The organism is Paraburkholderia sp. GW821-FHT02A12 (assembly GCF_059422005.1).
The window spans coordinates 2,747,735-2,763,624 of sequence record NZ_JBWKWA010000002.1; the positions used below are offsets into that span (position 1 = coordinate 2,747,735).

15 protein-coding genes are annotated in these 15,890 nt (G+C 64.1%); 7 read left to right on the top strand and 8 right to left on the bottom strand.

The genetic code is table 11. The features are described from left to right. The first annotated feature begins 303 nt into the window (after positions 1–303). From AC07WT_RS33800 to AC07WT_RS33830, 7 genes are all read left to right on the top strand, one after another. A complete protein-coding gene (locus AC07WT_RS33800; RefSeq protein WP_494950303.1) occupies positions 304–1,395 on the top strand; it encodes an ABC transporter ATP-binding protein in 1,092 nt (363 codons plus the stop codon). Further along, the gene (locus AC07WT_RS33805; protein WP_494950304.1) at positions 1,388–2,302 is read left to right on the top strand and encodes an ABC transporter permease; all 915 of its coding nucleotides are present in this window, start codon (positions 1,388–1,390) and stop codon (positions 2,300–2,302) included. The genes AC07WT_RS33800 and AC07WT_RS33805 overlap by 8 nt, the downstream gene beginning before the upstream one ends. A gap of 54 nt (positions 2,303–2,356) precedes the next feature. Then, a complete protein-coding gene (locus tag AC07WT_RS33810) occupies positions 2,357–3,151 on the top strand; it encodes an ABC transporter permease (RefSeq protein WP_494950305.1) in 795 nt (264 codons plus the stop codon). Between the two features lie 23 nt (positions 3,152–3,174). Next, the gene (locus AC07WT_RS33815; protein WP_494951111.1) at positions 3,175–3,549 is read left to right on the top strand and encodes a (2Fe-2S)-binding protein; all 375 of its coding nucleotides are present in this window, start codon (positions 3,175–3,177) and stop codon (positions 3,547–3,549) included. Next, a complete protein-coding gene (locus AC07WT_RS33820; RefSeq protein ID WP_494950306.1) occupies positions 3,546–4,997 on the top strand; it encodes an FAD/NAD(P)-dependent oxidoreductase in 1,452 nt (483 codons plus the stop codon). Before AC07WT_RS33815 ends, AC07WT_RS33820 begins: the two co-directional genes overlap by 4 nt. After that, positions 4,990–6,117, top strand: a complete 1,128-nt coding sequence (locus tag AC07WT_RS33825) for an NAD(P)/FAD-dependent oxidoreductase (protein ID WP_494950307.1) — start codon at positions 4,990–4,992, stop codon at positions 6,115–6,117. Before AC07WT_RS33820 ends, AC07WT_RS33825 begins: the two co-directional genes overlap by 8 nt. A 75-nt stretch (positions 6,118–6,192) precedes the next feature. Further along, entirely contained in the window at positions 6,193–7,239 is a 1,047-nt protein-coding gene (locus AC07WT_RS33830) for an ABC transporter substrate-binding protein (protein WP_492594570.1), read from the top strand. Between the two features lie 154 nt (positions 7,240–7,393). On the opposite strand, the gene panE is transcribed toward AC07WT_RS33830, so the two are convergent. From panE to AC07WT_RS33870, 8 genes are all read right to left on the bottom strand, one after another. Then, on the bottom strand, positions 7,394–8,329 hold the full coding sequence (gene panE / locus AC07WT_RS33835; RefSeq protein WP_494950308.1) for a 2-dehydropantoate 2-reductase: 936 nt from the start codon (positions 8,327–8,329) through the stop codon (positions 7,394–7,396). A 248-nt stretch (positions 8,330–8,577) separates the two neighbouring features. Then, entirely contained in the window at positions 8,578–9,552 is a 975-nt protein-coding gene (locus AC07WT_RS33840) for a nucleoside hydrolase (RefSeq protein ID WP_494950309.1), read from the bottom strand. After that, positions 9,549–9,938 (bottom strand): cytidine deaminase, encoded by a 390-nt coding sequence (locus AC07WT_RS33845; RefSeq protein ID WP_494950310.1) that lies wholly within the window; start codon positions 9,936–9,938, stop codon positions 9,549–9,551. The genes AC07WT_RS33840 and AC07WT_RS33845 overlap by 4 nt, the downstream gene beginning before the upstream one ends. Before the next feature lie 15 nt (positions 9,939–9,953). Further along, positions 9,954–11,231 carry a NupC/NupG family nucleoside CNT transporter gene (locus AC07WT_RS33850; RefSeq protein WP_494950311.1) on the bottom strand — a complete coding sequence of 426 codons (1,278 nt, stop codon included), beginning with the start codon at positions 11,229–11,231 and terminating at the stop codon, positions 9,954–9,956. Between the two features lie 248 nt (positions 11,232–11,479). Further along, positions 11,480–12,664 carry a thiolase family protein gene (locus AC07WT_RS33855; RefSeq protein WP_494950312.1) on the bottom strand — a complete coding sequence of 395 codons (1,185 nt, stop codon included), beginning with the start codon at positions 12,662–12,664 and terminating at the stop codon, positions 11,480–11,482. Continuing rightward, positions 12,661–12,822, bottom strand: coding sequence for a hypothetical protein (locus AC07WT_RS33860; RefSeq protein ID WP_494950313.1), 162 nt, complete (start codon positions 12,820–12,822; stop codon positions 12,661–12,663). The genes AC07WT_RS33855 and AC07WT_RS33860 overlap by 4 nt, the downstream gene beginning before the upstream one ends. Before the next feature lie 43 nt (positions 12,823–12,865). Further along, positions 12,866–14,296, bottom strand: coding sequence for an efflux transporter outer membrane subunit (locus AC07WT_RS33865; RefSeq protein WP_494950314.1), 1,431 nt, complete (start codon positions 14,294–14,296; stop codon positions 12,866–12,868). A gap of 9 nt (positions 14,297–14,305) precedes the next feature. Beyond that, complete coding sequence (locus AC07WT_RS33870) at positions 14,306–15,889, bottom strand: DHA2 family efflux MFS transporter permease subunit (RefSeq protein ID WP_494950315.1); 1,584 nt, start codon at positions 15,887–15,889, stop codon at positions 14,306–14,308. Position 15,890: the final 1 nt, after the last annotated feature.

Below are 15,890 nucleotides of genomic sequence, written 5' to 3' on the forward strand. Positions count from 1 at the left end.
TCGGTTGTTCCAATTTATTTCATTGACCGGAACACTATAGAGGGTTTTATCTTTGAATGGAATATTCGCCCACCCCCTTTTCCCGCCATGCCCTGTGCAATCTTCATAGGGATTTTCCGTACATCATGCAACGGAACAGATGATGCCAGGCACCGCGCATATGTTCCGTTGATCGGAATTTTTTCAAATCTTATACCGGCAAACGGAATTTGAAATTGACGCGGCGTAATTTGGCTAGCTAGAGTCGGCTCCATCGAGACAGTTGTCAATTGAACCGGTGTCGAACCAGCAAAAGGCCAGATCATGTCGTTCCTCACACTCACGGACGTAGCGAAATCGTTCGGCGATCTGCAGGCAGTCGCCGACGTGAACCTGTCGGTGGAAAAAGGCGAGTTCGTTTCGCTGCTCGGGCCCTCCGGCTGCGGCAAGACCACCACGCTGCAGATGATCGCGGGCTTCGTCGAGACGACGCGCGGGCGCATCACGCTCGACGGCCGCGACATCACGCACATGAAGCCGAACAAGCGCGGCCTCGGCATCGTGTTCCAGAGCTACGCGCTGTTTCCGCACATGAGCGTCGCCGATAACGTCGGCTTCGGTCTGGAGATGCGCAACATCGACAAGGCCGAGCGCAAGGAGCGTGTGCGCGAGGCACTGGCGCTGGTGCGGCTCGACACGCTCGCGCATCGCTTTCCGCGCGAACTGTCCGGCGGTCAGCGGCAACGCGTGGCGATTGCCCGCGCGATCGTGATCGCCCCGCCGGTGCTGCTGCTCGACGAACCGATGTCGAATCTCGACGCCAAGCTGCGCGAAGACATGCAGTTCGAACTCCGCTCCATTCAACGCAAGATCGGCACGACCACCATCATGGTCACGCACGATCAATCGGAAGCGTTGTCGATCAGCGATCGCGTGGTGGTAATGGAAGCCGGCCGCATCACGCAGATCGACACGCCATACGAAGCCTATGAGCGCCCCGAGAACAGGTTCGTTTCGCAGTTCATCGGCAAGGCCAATATGCTGCCGGGCACGGTGGTGGCGCGCGACGGCGACGCGATCCGCATCGACCTCGGACACGACCTCGCCGAGACCGGACACACCGCGCAACTGCCGGTCCGCGAGCGCGTCGTCGGCGTCGGCGACGCGGTGATGCTGTGCATCCGCCCGGAGAAGCTGCGTCTATGCGCGCCGAACGCGGGACGCCTGCCGGCCACCGTGACGAGCCGTTTCTTCCTCGGCAGCCAGTGGCTGTATCGCGTGGACTGCCGGCTCGGCGAAGTGCTGGTGTGCTGCCAGAACGAAGGCGCCGAGCCGCTCCCGGAAGGCGCGGCGGTCGGCGTCGACTGGAACAGCGAGGCGATCCGCTTCATTCAACGGGATGCGCATCATGGCTAGTACGCTGCCCGCTTCGGACAACAGCGGCACGAAGCCTGGCCCTGCGCGCCGCGCACCGTGGCAAGCCTATCTGCCGTTGTGGCTGATGTGCGCGCCCGCCTTCCTGCTGTTCGCGGCACTCGTGCTGGTGCCGCTCGCGATGACGCTGGTGCTGACCTTCTACCGCTTCGATCCGGCCAGCGGTCCGCTCGCGGCGTTCCAGTTCGGCAATTACGCGGAAGTGCTGAAGTCGTCGTATTTCCACACGATCTTTGCACGCACTTTCGGCATTGCATCGCTGACGACGCTGTTGTGCGTCGTGATCGGCACGCCCGAAGCGTACGTGCTGTCACGCATGCGCGACCCGTACCGCTCGATGTTCCTGCTTGTGATTCTCGCGCCGCTGTTGGTGTCGGTCGTGGTGCGCGCGTTCGGCTGGAGCATGCTGCTCAACACCAACGGTCTGGTGAATCAGGCGTTCGGTCTCGTCGGACTCGGGCCGTACAAGCTCGAATACACCACCTTCGCGATCGTCATCGCACTGGTGCATGTGATGCTGCCGTTCATGGTGATTCCCGTGTGGACGGCCTTGCAGAAACTCGATCCGCAAACCGAAAACGCGGCGCTTTCGCTGATGGCCTCGCCTGCCACCACCTTGCGCCGCATCGTCCTGCCGCAACTCACGCCAGGCATTCTGTCCGGCAGCCTGATGGTGTTCGGCCTGTCGGCGAGCGCCTTCGCGATTCCGGGCCTGCTCGGCGGACGGCGTCTGAAAGTGGCAGCCACCGCTGTCTACGACGAATTCCTCGGCTCGCTGAACTGGCCGCTCGGCGCGACCATCGCGCTCCTGTTGCTGGTCGCGAATCTGATCGTGATGCTCACTTACTACCGGATTCTGGAACGCAAGTACGCCAGAAGCATCGGCTAACTGATCGAGCTCAACAAGCGAGTTCAACAGGCGAGCTCAACAAGCGAAATTATCATGAGAAAAAACGGCCCCATCGCGTTGATTTTCCACGCGCTCGTCATTGCCTTCGTGCTCGCGCCGCTCGTGATCGTCGTGCTGGTGGCCTTCACGCCCGACGAAACACTGACGCTGCCCACGCACGGCGTATCGCTGCGCTGGTTCCGCGCGATCCTCAACTACCCCGATTTCATCTCGGCGTTCGTCAATAGCCTGAAGCTGGCGTTTGCCTCGGCGACGCTGTCCCTGATCGTCGCATTGCCCGCGGCGCTCGCGATCGGCCGTACGCGCTTTCCGGGCCGCGGCTTCCTGAACGGCCTGCTGCTGTCGCCGCTGGTGATTCCCGGCCTCGTGCTCGGCATTGCGTTGCTGCGCTTCTTTGCGCTGATCGGCGCGACCGGTTCGTTTGCCTGGCTGGTGCTCGCGCACATGATCATCATCACGCCGTTCGTGATGCGGCTGGTGCTGGCTTCGGCCAGCGGCCTGGACCGCAGCGTCGAACATGCGGCGCACTCGCTCGGCGCCGATGCGTGGACCACGTTTCGCCGCATCACCTTTCCGATGATTCTGCCGGGCATTACCGGCGGCTGGCTGCTCGCCTTCATCAATAGTTTCGACGAACTGACGATGTCGATCTTCGTCACGTCGCCGCAAACCGTCACGCTGCCGGTCCGCATGTACATGTACGCGACCGAATCGATCGATCCGATGATGGCCTCGGTGTCCGCGCTGGTGGTCTTCATCACCGCGGGCGCGATGCTGCTGCTCGATCGCGTGTACGGGCTCAACCGGATTCTGATCGGCCAGCACTGATGCCTTCTACTGCCCTCTCTCACATGCCGCCGAACCTGCCGTTGTCCGATGCCGCCGTGCCCAGGCGCGAGGCGCAATTCGTTCGCCTCGCCGAGACGCAGCGCGAACCGCTGAGCTTCTTCATCGACGGAAGCGAAGCCGCCGCGCTGCAAGGCGACACAGTGCTGACCGCGGTGTTGATGCAACAACGGCGCGTGCGCGAAAGCGAATTCAGCGGCTCGCCGCGCGCGGGTTTCTGCCTGATCGGCGCGTGCCAGGACTGCTGGATGCGCACCGAGGACGGCACGCGTTTGCGCGCCTGCTCCACGCCGGTTAGCGCGGGCATGCGCGTCGTCACGCGGCTCGCCGGGATTGCCGCGACCGTTGCCGCTGCCGCTGAAAACGGAGACCCACGATGAGCGACGAACGCCGTGTGGTGATCGTCGGCGCGGGACCGGCCGGCGTGCGCGCCGCCGAAACGCTCGTAGCGGCCGGCGTAAAACCGGTCGTGCTCGACGAAAACGCGCGCTGGGGCGGACAGATCTATCGGCAGCCGCCATTGCAAGGCAATTTCAAGCGCTCGAAGAAAGCCCTGTACGGTTTCGAGGCGCACAAAGCCGACGCATTGCACACGACGATGGCCGCGCTGCTGCCGCATCTCGACTATCGCCCCGACACCCTCGCGTGGGCGTGCGAACCGGGCCGCCTCGACACATTGCACGCGGGACGCGAGATCAGCGTGCCGTTCTCGCATCTGATCATTGCGAGCGGCGCGACAGATCGCGTGTTGCCGGTACCCGGCTGGACGCTGCCCGGCGTCTACACGCTCGGCGCGGCACAGGTCGCGTTGAAGGCTCAGGGTTGTGCGATCGGTCAGCGTGTCGTACTGGCGGGTACGGGGCCGCTGTTGTATCTGGTCGCGTATCAATACGTGAAAGCGGGCGCGCAGGTGCTGGCCGTGCTCGACACGAGCCCGCTGTCGCAACAGATCGCCGCGGCGCCGAAGCTCGCGCGGCTGCCGTCGACGTTCGCCAAAGGCCTGTATTACGTCGGCTGGCTGACCCTGCGCGGCGTACGGATCGAACGCGATGTGATGTTGACCGGCATTCACGGCGAGCAAGGCGTCAATGCGATCGAATGGCGCGCGAATCGTGCCGGCTCAAGAACCAGGACCAGGACCAGGACCGAAACGCTCGCATGCGACGCGGTCGGCATCAGCTTCGGCCTGAAGCCCGAAACACAGCTTGCCGATCTGGCCGGCTGCCGCTTCCGCTTCGACACGCAGAACCGTTGCTGGCTGCCCGAACTCGATACAGCCGGCCGCAGTTCCGTACGCGGCCTCTATCTCGCCGGCGACGGCGCGGGCATCGCGGGCGCCGACGCCGCCGAACTCGCCGGCCGCCGCACCGCGCTGGCCTTGCTCGACGACCTCGGCATCGCCCACCCACGCGGCTCCGGCATGCGCGATGCGGCTTCGCTCGAACGCAGCCTGCAACGCATCGCCGTGTTTCGCGCGGGCATTGAAACCGCGTTCGCGCCGCCGGCGCATTGCGCGGCGCAATGGCCCGACGGCATGACCGTGTGCCGCTGCGAAGAAGTCGATGCGGGCACGTTGCGGCGCTGCATCCGCGCTGGCGAGGCGAACGAAATCAACCGGCTCAAGGCGCTCACCCGCGTCGGCATGGGCCGCTGCCAGGGACGCATGTGTGGCGAAGCGGCGCTGACGCTGCTCGCCGACGAAACCGGCCGCCCGCTCGAAGCCGTCGGACGCTTGCGCAGCCAGCCGCCGGTCAAACCGATTCCGCTGTCGCCCGCGCTCTACGCCGACGGCGTCGCCGGGATTCCTGACGAGGCGCGCGATGAGTGACGCCCTGCACTACGACGTCGCGATTGCGGGCGGCGGTCTCGTCGGCGCATCGGCGGCCTTGGCACTGGCGCGGCGCGGCATGCGCGTCGGCCTGTTCGAGCGGCGCTATTGCGGCGCGCAAGCCAGCGGCGTGAACTACGGCGGCGTGCGCTGCCAGGGACGCCCGGTCGAACAGATGCCGCTCGCGATGCGCGCGCGCCGCGTCTGGGACCGCTTGCCGGAACTGATCGGCATCGACGGCGAGTTTGTCGTGTCGGGGCATTTGCGGCTCGCGCGCAGCGAGTCCGATCTTGCCGCGCTGGAAGCATGGGCCGACATGGCGCGCGATCACGGACTGCACACGCAGTTGATAAGCGGCACGGCGTTCCGCCAGCGCTATCCGTGGCTGGGCGCAGCCGCGATCGGCGGCTCGCTGTGTGCAAGCGACGGCCATGCGAATCCGCGTCTCGTGTCGCCCGCGTTTGCGCGTGCCGCGCGAGCCGCAGGCGCCGACGTGCGCGAGCAAAGCGAACTGACCGACATCCGTCACGACGGCACGCGCTTTCAATTGCGCGCCGGCGATGCGCGCATCAGCGCTGACTGGCTGATCAACTCGGCCGGCGCATGGGCCAACACGGTGGCGGGTGACTTCGGCGAAACGGTGCCGATGAAGCCCATCTATCCGAACATGTGGGTCACCGAACCGCTGCCGCCCTTCATCACGCACAACCTGGGCGTGTATGGCGGCGCTATCTACGCGCGGCAAGTGGCGCGCGGCAATTGCGTGATCGGCGGCGGACGCGGACATGGCGACGGCGAATATGGTCAGCCGTCGACGCAAACGACCCGCGCCGTGATGCGCGACGCGTGCGCGTTGCTGCCCGCGCTGCGCGATGCGTTGCTGATCCGCACGTGGAGCGGAGTCGAAGGCAGTACGCCCGACAGCAATCCGATCATCGGCGCGAGCCGCACGGTGCCGCGTCTGTTGCATGCGTTCGGATTTTCGGGCGGCGGTTTTCTGCTCGCGCCGGGCGTCGGCGAAATCCTCGCCGACCTCGTCGTCGACGGTGTGACTGCGACTCCGCTCGACGCTTTCTCGATCGACCGCTTCGCTGCCGTTCCTACTTCGTCCGTCACCTAGTTGCCCTTTATTTGCCGCTTATTTGCCCTTAATTTGCCAGCCATTGCCCTTTAGCCGAAACTCAGGAGCCCCTCAATGAAACTGTTCAGAACGATCGCGGCGCTAGCTGCGTTGTGTGCGTTCGGCGCAGCCGCGCCGGCGTGGTCGCAGACCAAAACCATCTACATCGGCATGAACGGCGGCCCGATGGAAAAGGCCTATACGAGCCAGGTGCTGCCCGACTTCGAGAAAGCCAACAACGTGAAAGTGGTCGTGGTGCCGGGCACCTCGTCGGACATTCTCGCCAAGCTGCTCGCCAATAAAGCCAATCCGCAGATTCACGTGGTGTTTCTCGACGACGGCGTGATGGCGCGCGCCGTCAGCATGGGCGTGTGCAAGAAGCTCGACGATGCGCCGGTGCTCAAAGAACTGTATCCGTTCGCGCGCATGAAGGACGACATGGGCGCAGGCGTGCAACTCGGTATGACCGGTATCGCGTACAACAAGAAACTGTTCGCTGAAAAAGGCTGGGCGCCGCCGACCTCATGGATGGATTTCGCCGATCCGAAGTACAAGGGCAAAGTGGTGTTTCAGTCCGCTTCGAGCAGTACCTTCGGTCTGCACGGCTTTCTCGCCATCAACCGTTTGATGGGCGGCAGCGAGCAGAACGTCGAACCCGCCTTCACGAAGTGGGCGAGCACGGTCGGCCCGAACGTCGTCGAGTACGTGCCGAATTCGGCGAAGATTTCCGAAATGGTGCAGACCGGCGAAGCGGGTCTCTTCCCGCTGACGCCGACCGCCGTCGGCGATTTGCAGGACAAGGGCATTCCGGTCGGGTATGTGAACCCGAAGGAAGGTCCGGTGTTGCTGCTGGTCGATCTGTGCGTGGTGAACAACGACCCGGACCCGCTACTGGCGCAGAAACTCGCGCAGTTCCTGTTGTCCGCGCCGGTTCAGACGAAAGCCGCCGAGGCCGGCAAGCAGATTCCGACCAACCGTCTCGCGAAGATGACGCCGCCGATGCAGCAAAGCCTCGGCAACGTCGAAGATCTGGTGCGTAAGGTGACCGTGGTGGATTGGGACACGATCAATGCGCATCGCGCGCAGTGGGATACGCGCTGGAACCGGCAGATCGAGCGTTAAGCCTTCCTGGCTGTAACGACGCGCGTGCCTTGTTTGCTGCGAGGCGCGCGCGTTTTCATTGGAGCCGCCGCCGAACTCAGCGCGGGCACCGAACCGGTTGGACCCGGCATGCTTTACCTCCGATCGTCAAGCTGCTATCCGCATACGCCGAGGTCTACGACGTGCGGGTCTGGCGCGCTTCGTAGGTCTTCAGATGGCTATAGGCGATGCGTAACAACGACAGCCCGTGTTCGCCCTTCTGCGCGTCGCCGCCGCGCGAGATCAGGTCGCCGAGAATATGATCCGCCTCGGTATGCGAATGGTTTTCGACGTCACGCAGCATCGAAGCCGTCAACGGCGAAGGCGTGAAGAGCGTCTGGGTCGCCCGTCCGTCGAAGTCGGAGCCCATCGTGAAGCCGTTGTGTTCGGCGACTGCCCGGCACTCGCCGAGCAGAATTTCGATGATGCGCTTGCCGTCCGGCGCGGCCAGAATCTCGCCCACCGAGCCGCGCATCAAGCACGTGCTGGCCGCCAGTGCCGCGAGGAACACCCACTTTTCCCACATGCGCAGCAGGATGTTGTCGCTGACCACCACGTCGAAATTCGCACCGGTCATCGCGTCGGCGATCGCTTGCACGCGTTCCGATGTGCCGCCTTCCAGTTCGCCGAATGTGATCGCGTGCATCTCGTTCAGATGCACGACCTGCTGTTCGGCGTTGAGCGTGGCGGCGATCACGCACTGTCCGCCCAATACGCGCGATGCGCCGAACTTTTCCGTCAGCACGTCGATATGGCGCATACCGTTGAGCATCGGCAGAATCAGCGTCGACTCGCCGGCCAGCGGCGCGAACGAGTCGATCGCGTCGTCGAGGCTATAGGCTTTGCAACCCAGCAGCACCAGGTCGAACGGCTCCGCGCTGACACCGGCGAGTATCGTTTTGGGCTCGCGCAGCGTGAGATCGCCGCGCACGCTGTGGATCACGAGACCGTCACGCTGGAGTTTCTCCGCGCGACCGGGGCGCACCAGGAAGGTCACGTCCTGGCCGGCTGCCGCGAGACGTCCGCCGAAGTAGCCGCCCACGGCGCCCGCACCCACTACTAGAATTCGCATCTTTCGCCTCTCCGATAGATTGGGTCACGCGTTCCGCGCTGCCAGGCGCGCCTCGCGCGCCGTGTACGCAGTGCCTGTGAAGAATGTAGCAAAGATTGAAGATCCGCATCGGGCGCGAGTGCCGAACCGGCTTGCTGCAATGCACTGCGGCATACGTCAGACCAATATCAGACCAATGTCCGATCGATGGCGGCGTCCGTGCGGTCTCCTACGATCTCCCGCGATCTCCTGCCCGATGCAAAGAACGATCAACGAGCCGGCAGCGTGCCGCACACCGTGTCCTCGTAAAGCGCGAGCATTCCGGGCACATCCACGGCCACACAGACCTTGCACGCCGGCCGGCCATCCCAGGCTGGCGCGGGCACCGGCATCGTCGACGGCTTCTGGATGGTTTGGCCTGCCGCAATGCCGTCCGTCAGCACGCGCACGGGACCGCTGCGGGTCGTATAAAGATGCGGCGCGAGCACATACGCCACCGCCGACGAATCGTGCACGTAAATACCCGCGAGATGCGCGCTTTGCTCGTGAAAGGCTTCGTAGTGCCGCGACACGTCCCACACGAAACGCCCCGCCTCGCCGCCGCGATCGCGGATCGAGGCGAGATAGTCGTGGCTCATGATGGTTCGCTGCGTGACGTCGAGCCCCACGATCGCCACCGGCCATGGCGCGCCGAACACGATATCGGCGGCGTCGGGGTCGCCGAGAATATTCGCTTCCGCAGCGGGCGTCACGTTGCCCAGCACGCCATCCGTGCCGAACGCGCCGCCCATGATGACCACCTGCTTGACGAGCGCAGCGATCTGCGGATCTTCGGCGAGCGCCAAGGCAAGGTTCGTCAGCGGGCCGACCGCGATCAGCGTGACTTCGCCGGGATGGGCGCGCACGGTTTCGATGATGAAACGGTGCGCGGAGCGTGTCTCGACAACGGCTTCGTGAGGCGCGCCGAGCGCGATGTTGCCGAGGCCGTTGTCGCCGTGAATCCACGCCAGCGGCTCGGGCGCCGCGCGTTTGAGCGGCGCTGCGGCGCCCTGCGCGACCGGCACGTGCGGAGCAAAACGCGCGGTCAGAAACCGCGCGTTGCGCGTCGTGGTCTCGATCGTGGCATTGCCGAATACGCTCGTGAGACCAAGCAGTTCGATGTCAGGATGCAGCGCCTGAAAAACCAGCGCCATTGCATCGTCCACACCGGGATCGGTGTCGTAGATAACCTTGTGCTTGCTCATAGATAGAACGCGTCCGGCAGTTGTTCGCGCGCGGTGGTGTCGCGCGTGGCGCCGCGCAGATTGCCGAGGCGGATCGGCAATTCAGGGCCGCCGAGTTCGATGATCACCTGGCGGCACGCGCCGCACGGTGCGATGGGGCCATCCGTGTCGCCGATCACGGCGAGCGCGGCGAACTGGTCGCGCTGATAGCCCGCGGCGATGGCGCTGAAAAACGCCGTACGTTCCGCACAATTGCACAGTCCGTACGAAGCATTCTCGACATTGCAGCCGTCGAACACGTGGCCGTCTCTCGTCAGCAGCGCAGCGCCGACCTTGAATTTCGAATACGGCGCGTAGGCTTTTTCCCGGGCCGCGCCCGCGCGTTCCAGCAGTTGTTCCATGTTCATGCAGCGGTCCTCGATTCAATTGAGCGTAACGAACATGCCCGCAATCGTAGCGCTCATCAGGTTCGAGAGCGTCGCGGCGAGCACGACACGCAGGCCGTAGCGCGCGACTTCGGCACGGCGCTCCGGCGCGACGGCGCTGAAGCCGCCCGTCAGCACCGCGATCGACGCGAAGTTCGCGAAGCCGCACAACGCAAACGACAGAATGGCAATGGTACGCGGATCGAGCGCCCGCAGGCCGGCCGCGCTCACGCTCGCGGCGTCTTTCAGGTACGGCGACAGCGACGCATAGGCAACGAACTCGTTGAGAATGATCTTCTGCCCGAGAAAATTGCCGGCCAGTGCAGCCTCGTTCCACGGCACGCCGATCAGATACGCGAGCGGCGCGAACACGGCGCCGAGAACCGATTGCATCGACAGTTGCGGGTGGCCGAACCAGCCGCCGATACCGCCCACAACGCCGTTCAGCAAGGCGATCAGTCCGACGAACGCGATCAGCATCGCGCCCACCATCACGGCGATTTTCAGGCCGACTGTCGCGCCGGAACTCGCGGCTTCGATGACGTTGGCGGGACGCTTCTCGTCGAAGTTGAGGTTATCGAGCTGCACGCGGCTCGGTTCGGTCGACGGGTGGATGATCTTCGCGAACAGCAGGCCGCCGGGCACGGCCATGAACGATGCAGCGAGCAGATAGTCGACCCGCACGCCGAGGCCTGCATAGCCCGCGAGCACCGACCCGGCAATCGCCGCCATGCCGCTCGACATCACCGCGAACAGTTCGGCGCCGGTCATGTCGCGCGCGAACGGCTTGACCACGGCAGGCATTTCGCTTTGGCCGAGAAAGATCGTGGTGACCGCGGAAAACGATTCGAGCTTCGATACGCCCAGCAGCTTCTGGAACAGTGTGCCGAGCACGATCACGATCCAGCGCATGATGCCGAGGTAGTACAGCACGGAGATCAGCGCGGTGACGAAAATGATGGCCGGCAGCACACGCACGGCGAAAATGAAACCGCCGTCGCCGAAGACCTGGAACATCCTGGATTGCACGAGGCCGCCGAACAGGAACTCGATGCCCGCATTGCCATAGCCGAGCACGTGATTGACGCCGGACGCAGCGGCCGCGAGGATCGTCTTGCCGATCGGCACGAACAGAATGAACGCCCCGATGCCGATTTGCGCGAGCAGCGCCGTGCTTACAGTTCGTAAGCGGATAGCGCGGCGGTTGGTGGAGAAGATGAATGCGATGAGCAGCAGAACGGCGATGCCGAGCAGGTTTCGAGCGATCAGGGCCATGTCTCTCTGTGTTCTTGTGAAAGTGGCAACGATGCTAAACGAAACCGATGCTGGAGAAAAAATATTAATGGAAGCTCGACGTCGATTTGCTGATAAAACCTCGTGAGTCATGCAACGCGCATTGGGGCGGCGAAGGGTCGGAAAATTGGCGGCAAAGCGCGTGGCTTGCACGGAGCCGATATGTTCGTCGGCTCCGTGCAAATGACGGCAACACGGCAACGCGCCCGCTCCCGCCCGCGCCGCCACGCTCAGATCAGTTCCAACGCCAGCGCAATCCCCTGCCCGCCGCCGATGCACAGCGTAACGATGCCGCGCTTCAGGCCGTCGCGGCGCAGCGAATGAAGCAGCCGCGTAGTGAGTACCGCGCCGGTTGCGCCAATCGGATGACCGTGCGCGATCGCGCCGCCTTGCACGTTGATCAGCTCGTCCGCGATGCCGAGTTTGCGCGCCACCGCGATCGGCACGGCGGCGAAGGCTTCGTTGATCTCGAAGCGCTCGACATCACCCAACTGCCACCCGGCGCGCGCCAGCGCCAGTTGCACGGCCGGCACCGGACCGAGGCCGAACATGCCCGGCTCCACTGCCGCGACGCCATAGGCCACCAGCCGCGCGAACGGTTCGATGCCGCGCGCTTCGGCGAATCCGCGCTCGGCGACCAGCATCGCCGCCGCACCGCTGTTCAATCCCGGTGCGTTGCCCGCGGTGATCGTGCCGTCGGGACGAAACGCCGGACGCAGTTTGGCCAGCGTTTCGACGGTCGTGTCCGGGCGCGGTTGTTCATCGCTCGTGAAACGCTGCGGGCCTTTGCGTCCCTGCGTTTCCACGGCGACCAGCTCGGCATTGAAGTCGCCGCGCGCCTGCGCCGCGACAAAGCGTTGTTGCGAACGCGCGGCCCAGCGGTCCTGTGTTTCGCGGGCGATGTCGAATTGCGCGACGAGGTCTTCGGTATGCCAGCCGGAATGCTCGCCGGAAAACGCGTCGTTCAGGCCGTCGCGCAGCAGGCTGTCATGGATTTGCGCGTTGCCCATCCGGTAGCCCCAGCGGCCGCCGTCGAGCAGATACGGTGCACGGTCCATGTTTTCCATGCCGCCCGCCACGGCCGCGTCGCCGAAACCCAGCCAGATTTCCTGCGCCGCCGACGCAATCGCCTGGGCGCCCGAGCCGCATACGCGGTTGATGGTCAGCGCCGGCACGGCCACCGGCACGCCGCCGCCGATCGACGCCTGGCGCGCCGGATTCATCTTGTTGCCGGCCTGAATCACGTTGCCCATCACCACCGACGCCAACGCCGCCGCATCGAGACCGCTGCGATGCAGCGTCTCGCGCACCGCGATCGCGCCGAGTTCGGTTGCGGGCACATCTTTCAGCGCTCCGCCGAACGCGCCGATCGGCGTTCTCACCGGATTGCAGATCACCACTTCTCGCGTACTCATTGTTTCTCTCCAGTTGGACTACGACTGCGTTTTGCCACTGCATTTACCACTGCTTTTACCACTGCTTTTACCACTGCTTTTACCACTGCTTTTACCACTGCTTTTACCACTGCTTTTACCACTGCTTTTACCACTGCTTTTACCACTGCTTTTACCACTGCTTTTACCGCCGCTTTTACCGCGGCATTTGACGCCCATGCATCAGTTCGCCGACGCGGCCGTGACCGTGTCAGGCACATCCCAGCCGCCACCCAGCGACCGGTACAACGCGACGGCCGCGAGCGCGTGCTCGCGTTTGGCCTGGTTCAACGATTCCGCGTCACGCAGATACGCTTCCTGAGCGGCCAGCACATCGAGGAAACTCGACGCGCCGCCCTTGTACAGCTCGCTCGACAGACCCAGCGCGTGATTCGATGCATCGAGCGCGCCGCCCAGGCGCTCCACCTGCACCGCGCCATTCACCAGATCGCTGCGGTTGTCTTCGATTTCCTTGAGCGCTTGCAACATGGTTTGCTGCAAACCGAGTTGCGATTCGCGCATACGGCTCTCGCTCGCGTCGATGTTCGCGGTGATGCGGCCGGCGTTGAAAATCGGACTCGCCGCGCTCAATGCCGCGCTGAACAGGTTGTCGGTGAGCGTCGGCAAGCCGAGATACGACGACGCCAGCAGGCCGTCGGCGAGATTGAGCTTGAACTGCGGATAGCGCTGCGCCTTCGACACGCCCACTTCCGCCGCGCGCTGTTCGACAGTGGCATACGCATTGCGGACGTCGGGACGCTGCAGCAGTGCTTCGGACGGCAGCGTCTGCGGCACGCTTTGCGCGGGCACCGGAATCTCGCGTGCATTCGCGAGCAGCAAGTTGTCGACGCTTTCCGGCGTGCGCCCCGAATACACCGCGATCAGACTCAACTGATGCTGCACGATCGATTGCACGCGCGGAATCTGCGCCTGCAAATCCTGCAACTGATTCTGCGCGCGGGAGACGTCGAGTTGCGTCGACAGCCCGAAATGCAGACGCTCCTGCGTGAGCTTCAACGCACGAGCGCGGATCTGCTCGTTGTCGCTGAGAATCTGCAATTGCGACTGTGCCCAGCGCAGATCGATATAAGCCGCCGCCGTGTTCGCCGCGAGCGCGAGACGCAGCTGATTCAAGGCCGCCTGACGACCCGACACCTGCGCCTGCGCCGCGAGCACCGCGAGACGCTCGCCGCCGAAGACGTCCGGCGTCCAGCTCGCCGTCACGCCGACCCCGGCCTCGCGCACATAACCGAGCGGCGGCGGCGTGTTCTGGCGTGCGTCGGAAGCAGTGGCGCCGGCGTTCAGTTCAGGCAACAACGCGGCGCGCGTCTGCGTCGTCAGGTCCTGCGCCTGCTTCACGCGCTCCACCGCCGCCTGCACGTCGAGATTGCCGGTCAGCACCGATTCGACCAGTTGATGCATCACCGGGTCGCCGAATTGCGTCCACCAGGCGCGCGCGGTCACGCTGTCTTGCGGCGCGTCGACGTTCCATGCGTCCGGCGCGACGGTTTGCACCGTATGCGGCAGGTCCGCGTGCGTGGCCGGTTGCACCGCGCACGCGGCAAGGCTGAGCAGGGCCGCGCTCGCCAGCGCTTTCATAACGATCGATTTCATGCGGGTTCCTCAATGAGCGTCAGGGGGCGGCGCGGTGTTGCCGAACGGTCGGGAAAACGCCACGCTGAGCAAACCGACCACAAAACACAGCGACAACGCGAAAAAAGTATCGGAAAAAGTCAGAACGAGCGCTTCGCGCATCAACAATGCATGCAAGGCACCGAGGCCCGCGTTCGCCGCATTGAGCGCATCGCCGCCGACTGCCGCGAAATGCGCGCTCTGCTGCCGCAAAATCGATTCGACAATTGGACGGCCGGCGCTCACATGCTCGTCGAGCCGCTCGTAATGCAGGTTCAGGCGATCGTTGAGCATCGTGCTGCTGACGGCGATGCCGATCGCGCCGCCGAGATTGCGCATCAGGTTGAACAGCCCGCTTGCCGAGCGCAGCCGCGACGGCGGCAGCGAGCCGAGCGCCATCGTCACGATCGGCGGAATGCAGAACTGCTGGCCGATGCCGCGCAGCGCCTGCGGAATCAGCAGCTCCTGCCAGCCCCATTGATTCGTCAACGGCACATACAGATAACAGCCGACGCCGAACAGCACGAGCCCGGCTATCATCAGCAAGCGCATGTCGATAACACGGGCCAGCGTCGAATAGGCAGCCAGTGCCAGCAGCTGAAAGCAGCCGACCGACAGCAAGGCCAAACCGATCTGCAACGAATCGAAGCCACGCACGCGCGACAGAAATACCGGCGTCAGAAACACCGCGCAGAAAATCCCGATTCCGGTGATAAACGACAGCAAGCTGCCGATGCCGAAGTTGCGAATCGCCAGCGCGCGCAAATCGACGATCGGCTCTTTCGCCGTGAACGCATGCACGATGAACAGAAAGCCGCAGATCGCCGAGACCCATGTGCACAGAATGATCATGTCGTCGCCGAACCAGTTCTTGCGCGGGCCTTCTTCCAGCACGTATTCGAGGCAGCCGAGGAAACCGGACATCAGCAGAATGCCGAGGTAATCGCCTTTTTTCAGCAGCGAAAGATCGACCTCGTCGATATGAACGTACTTCGGCACCATCAGCGTGACGGCGAGGCCCGGCACCAGGTTCAGATAGAACAGCCAGTGCCACGACCATTGCGACGTGATCCAGCCGCCGATGACCGGACCGACGGTCGGCGCGAGCGACGCCAGCGCGCCGATGGTGGTGGACGCGATCAGCCGCTGTTTGCCGGGGAACAGCACGAACGCGGTGGTGAACACGGTTGGAATCATCGCGGCGCCGAGCGCGCCTTGCAGGCCGCGGAACAGGATCATCGAGTTGATGTCCCATGCGAGGCCGCACAGCATGCTGGTGATCGTGAAGCCGAGCGCGGAGAACGCGAACAGCCAGCGCGTCGAGAATACGCGCGTGAGCCAGCCGGACATCGGAATCACCAGAATTTCGGCGATCAGATATGACGTCTGTACCCACGAGAGTTCGTCCTGACTCGCGGACAAACCGCCGCCGATATCTTTGAGCGACGACGCAACGATCTGGATATCGAGCGTCGCCATGAAAAAGCCGAGGCACATCAGCGCGAACGCGAAGACTTTGGTGCGCGTCGGCTGATCCGCGGGATTGACGGGATGGGAGGGATGGGCGTGGCTCATG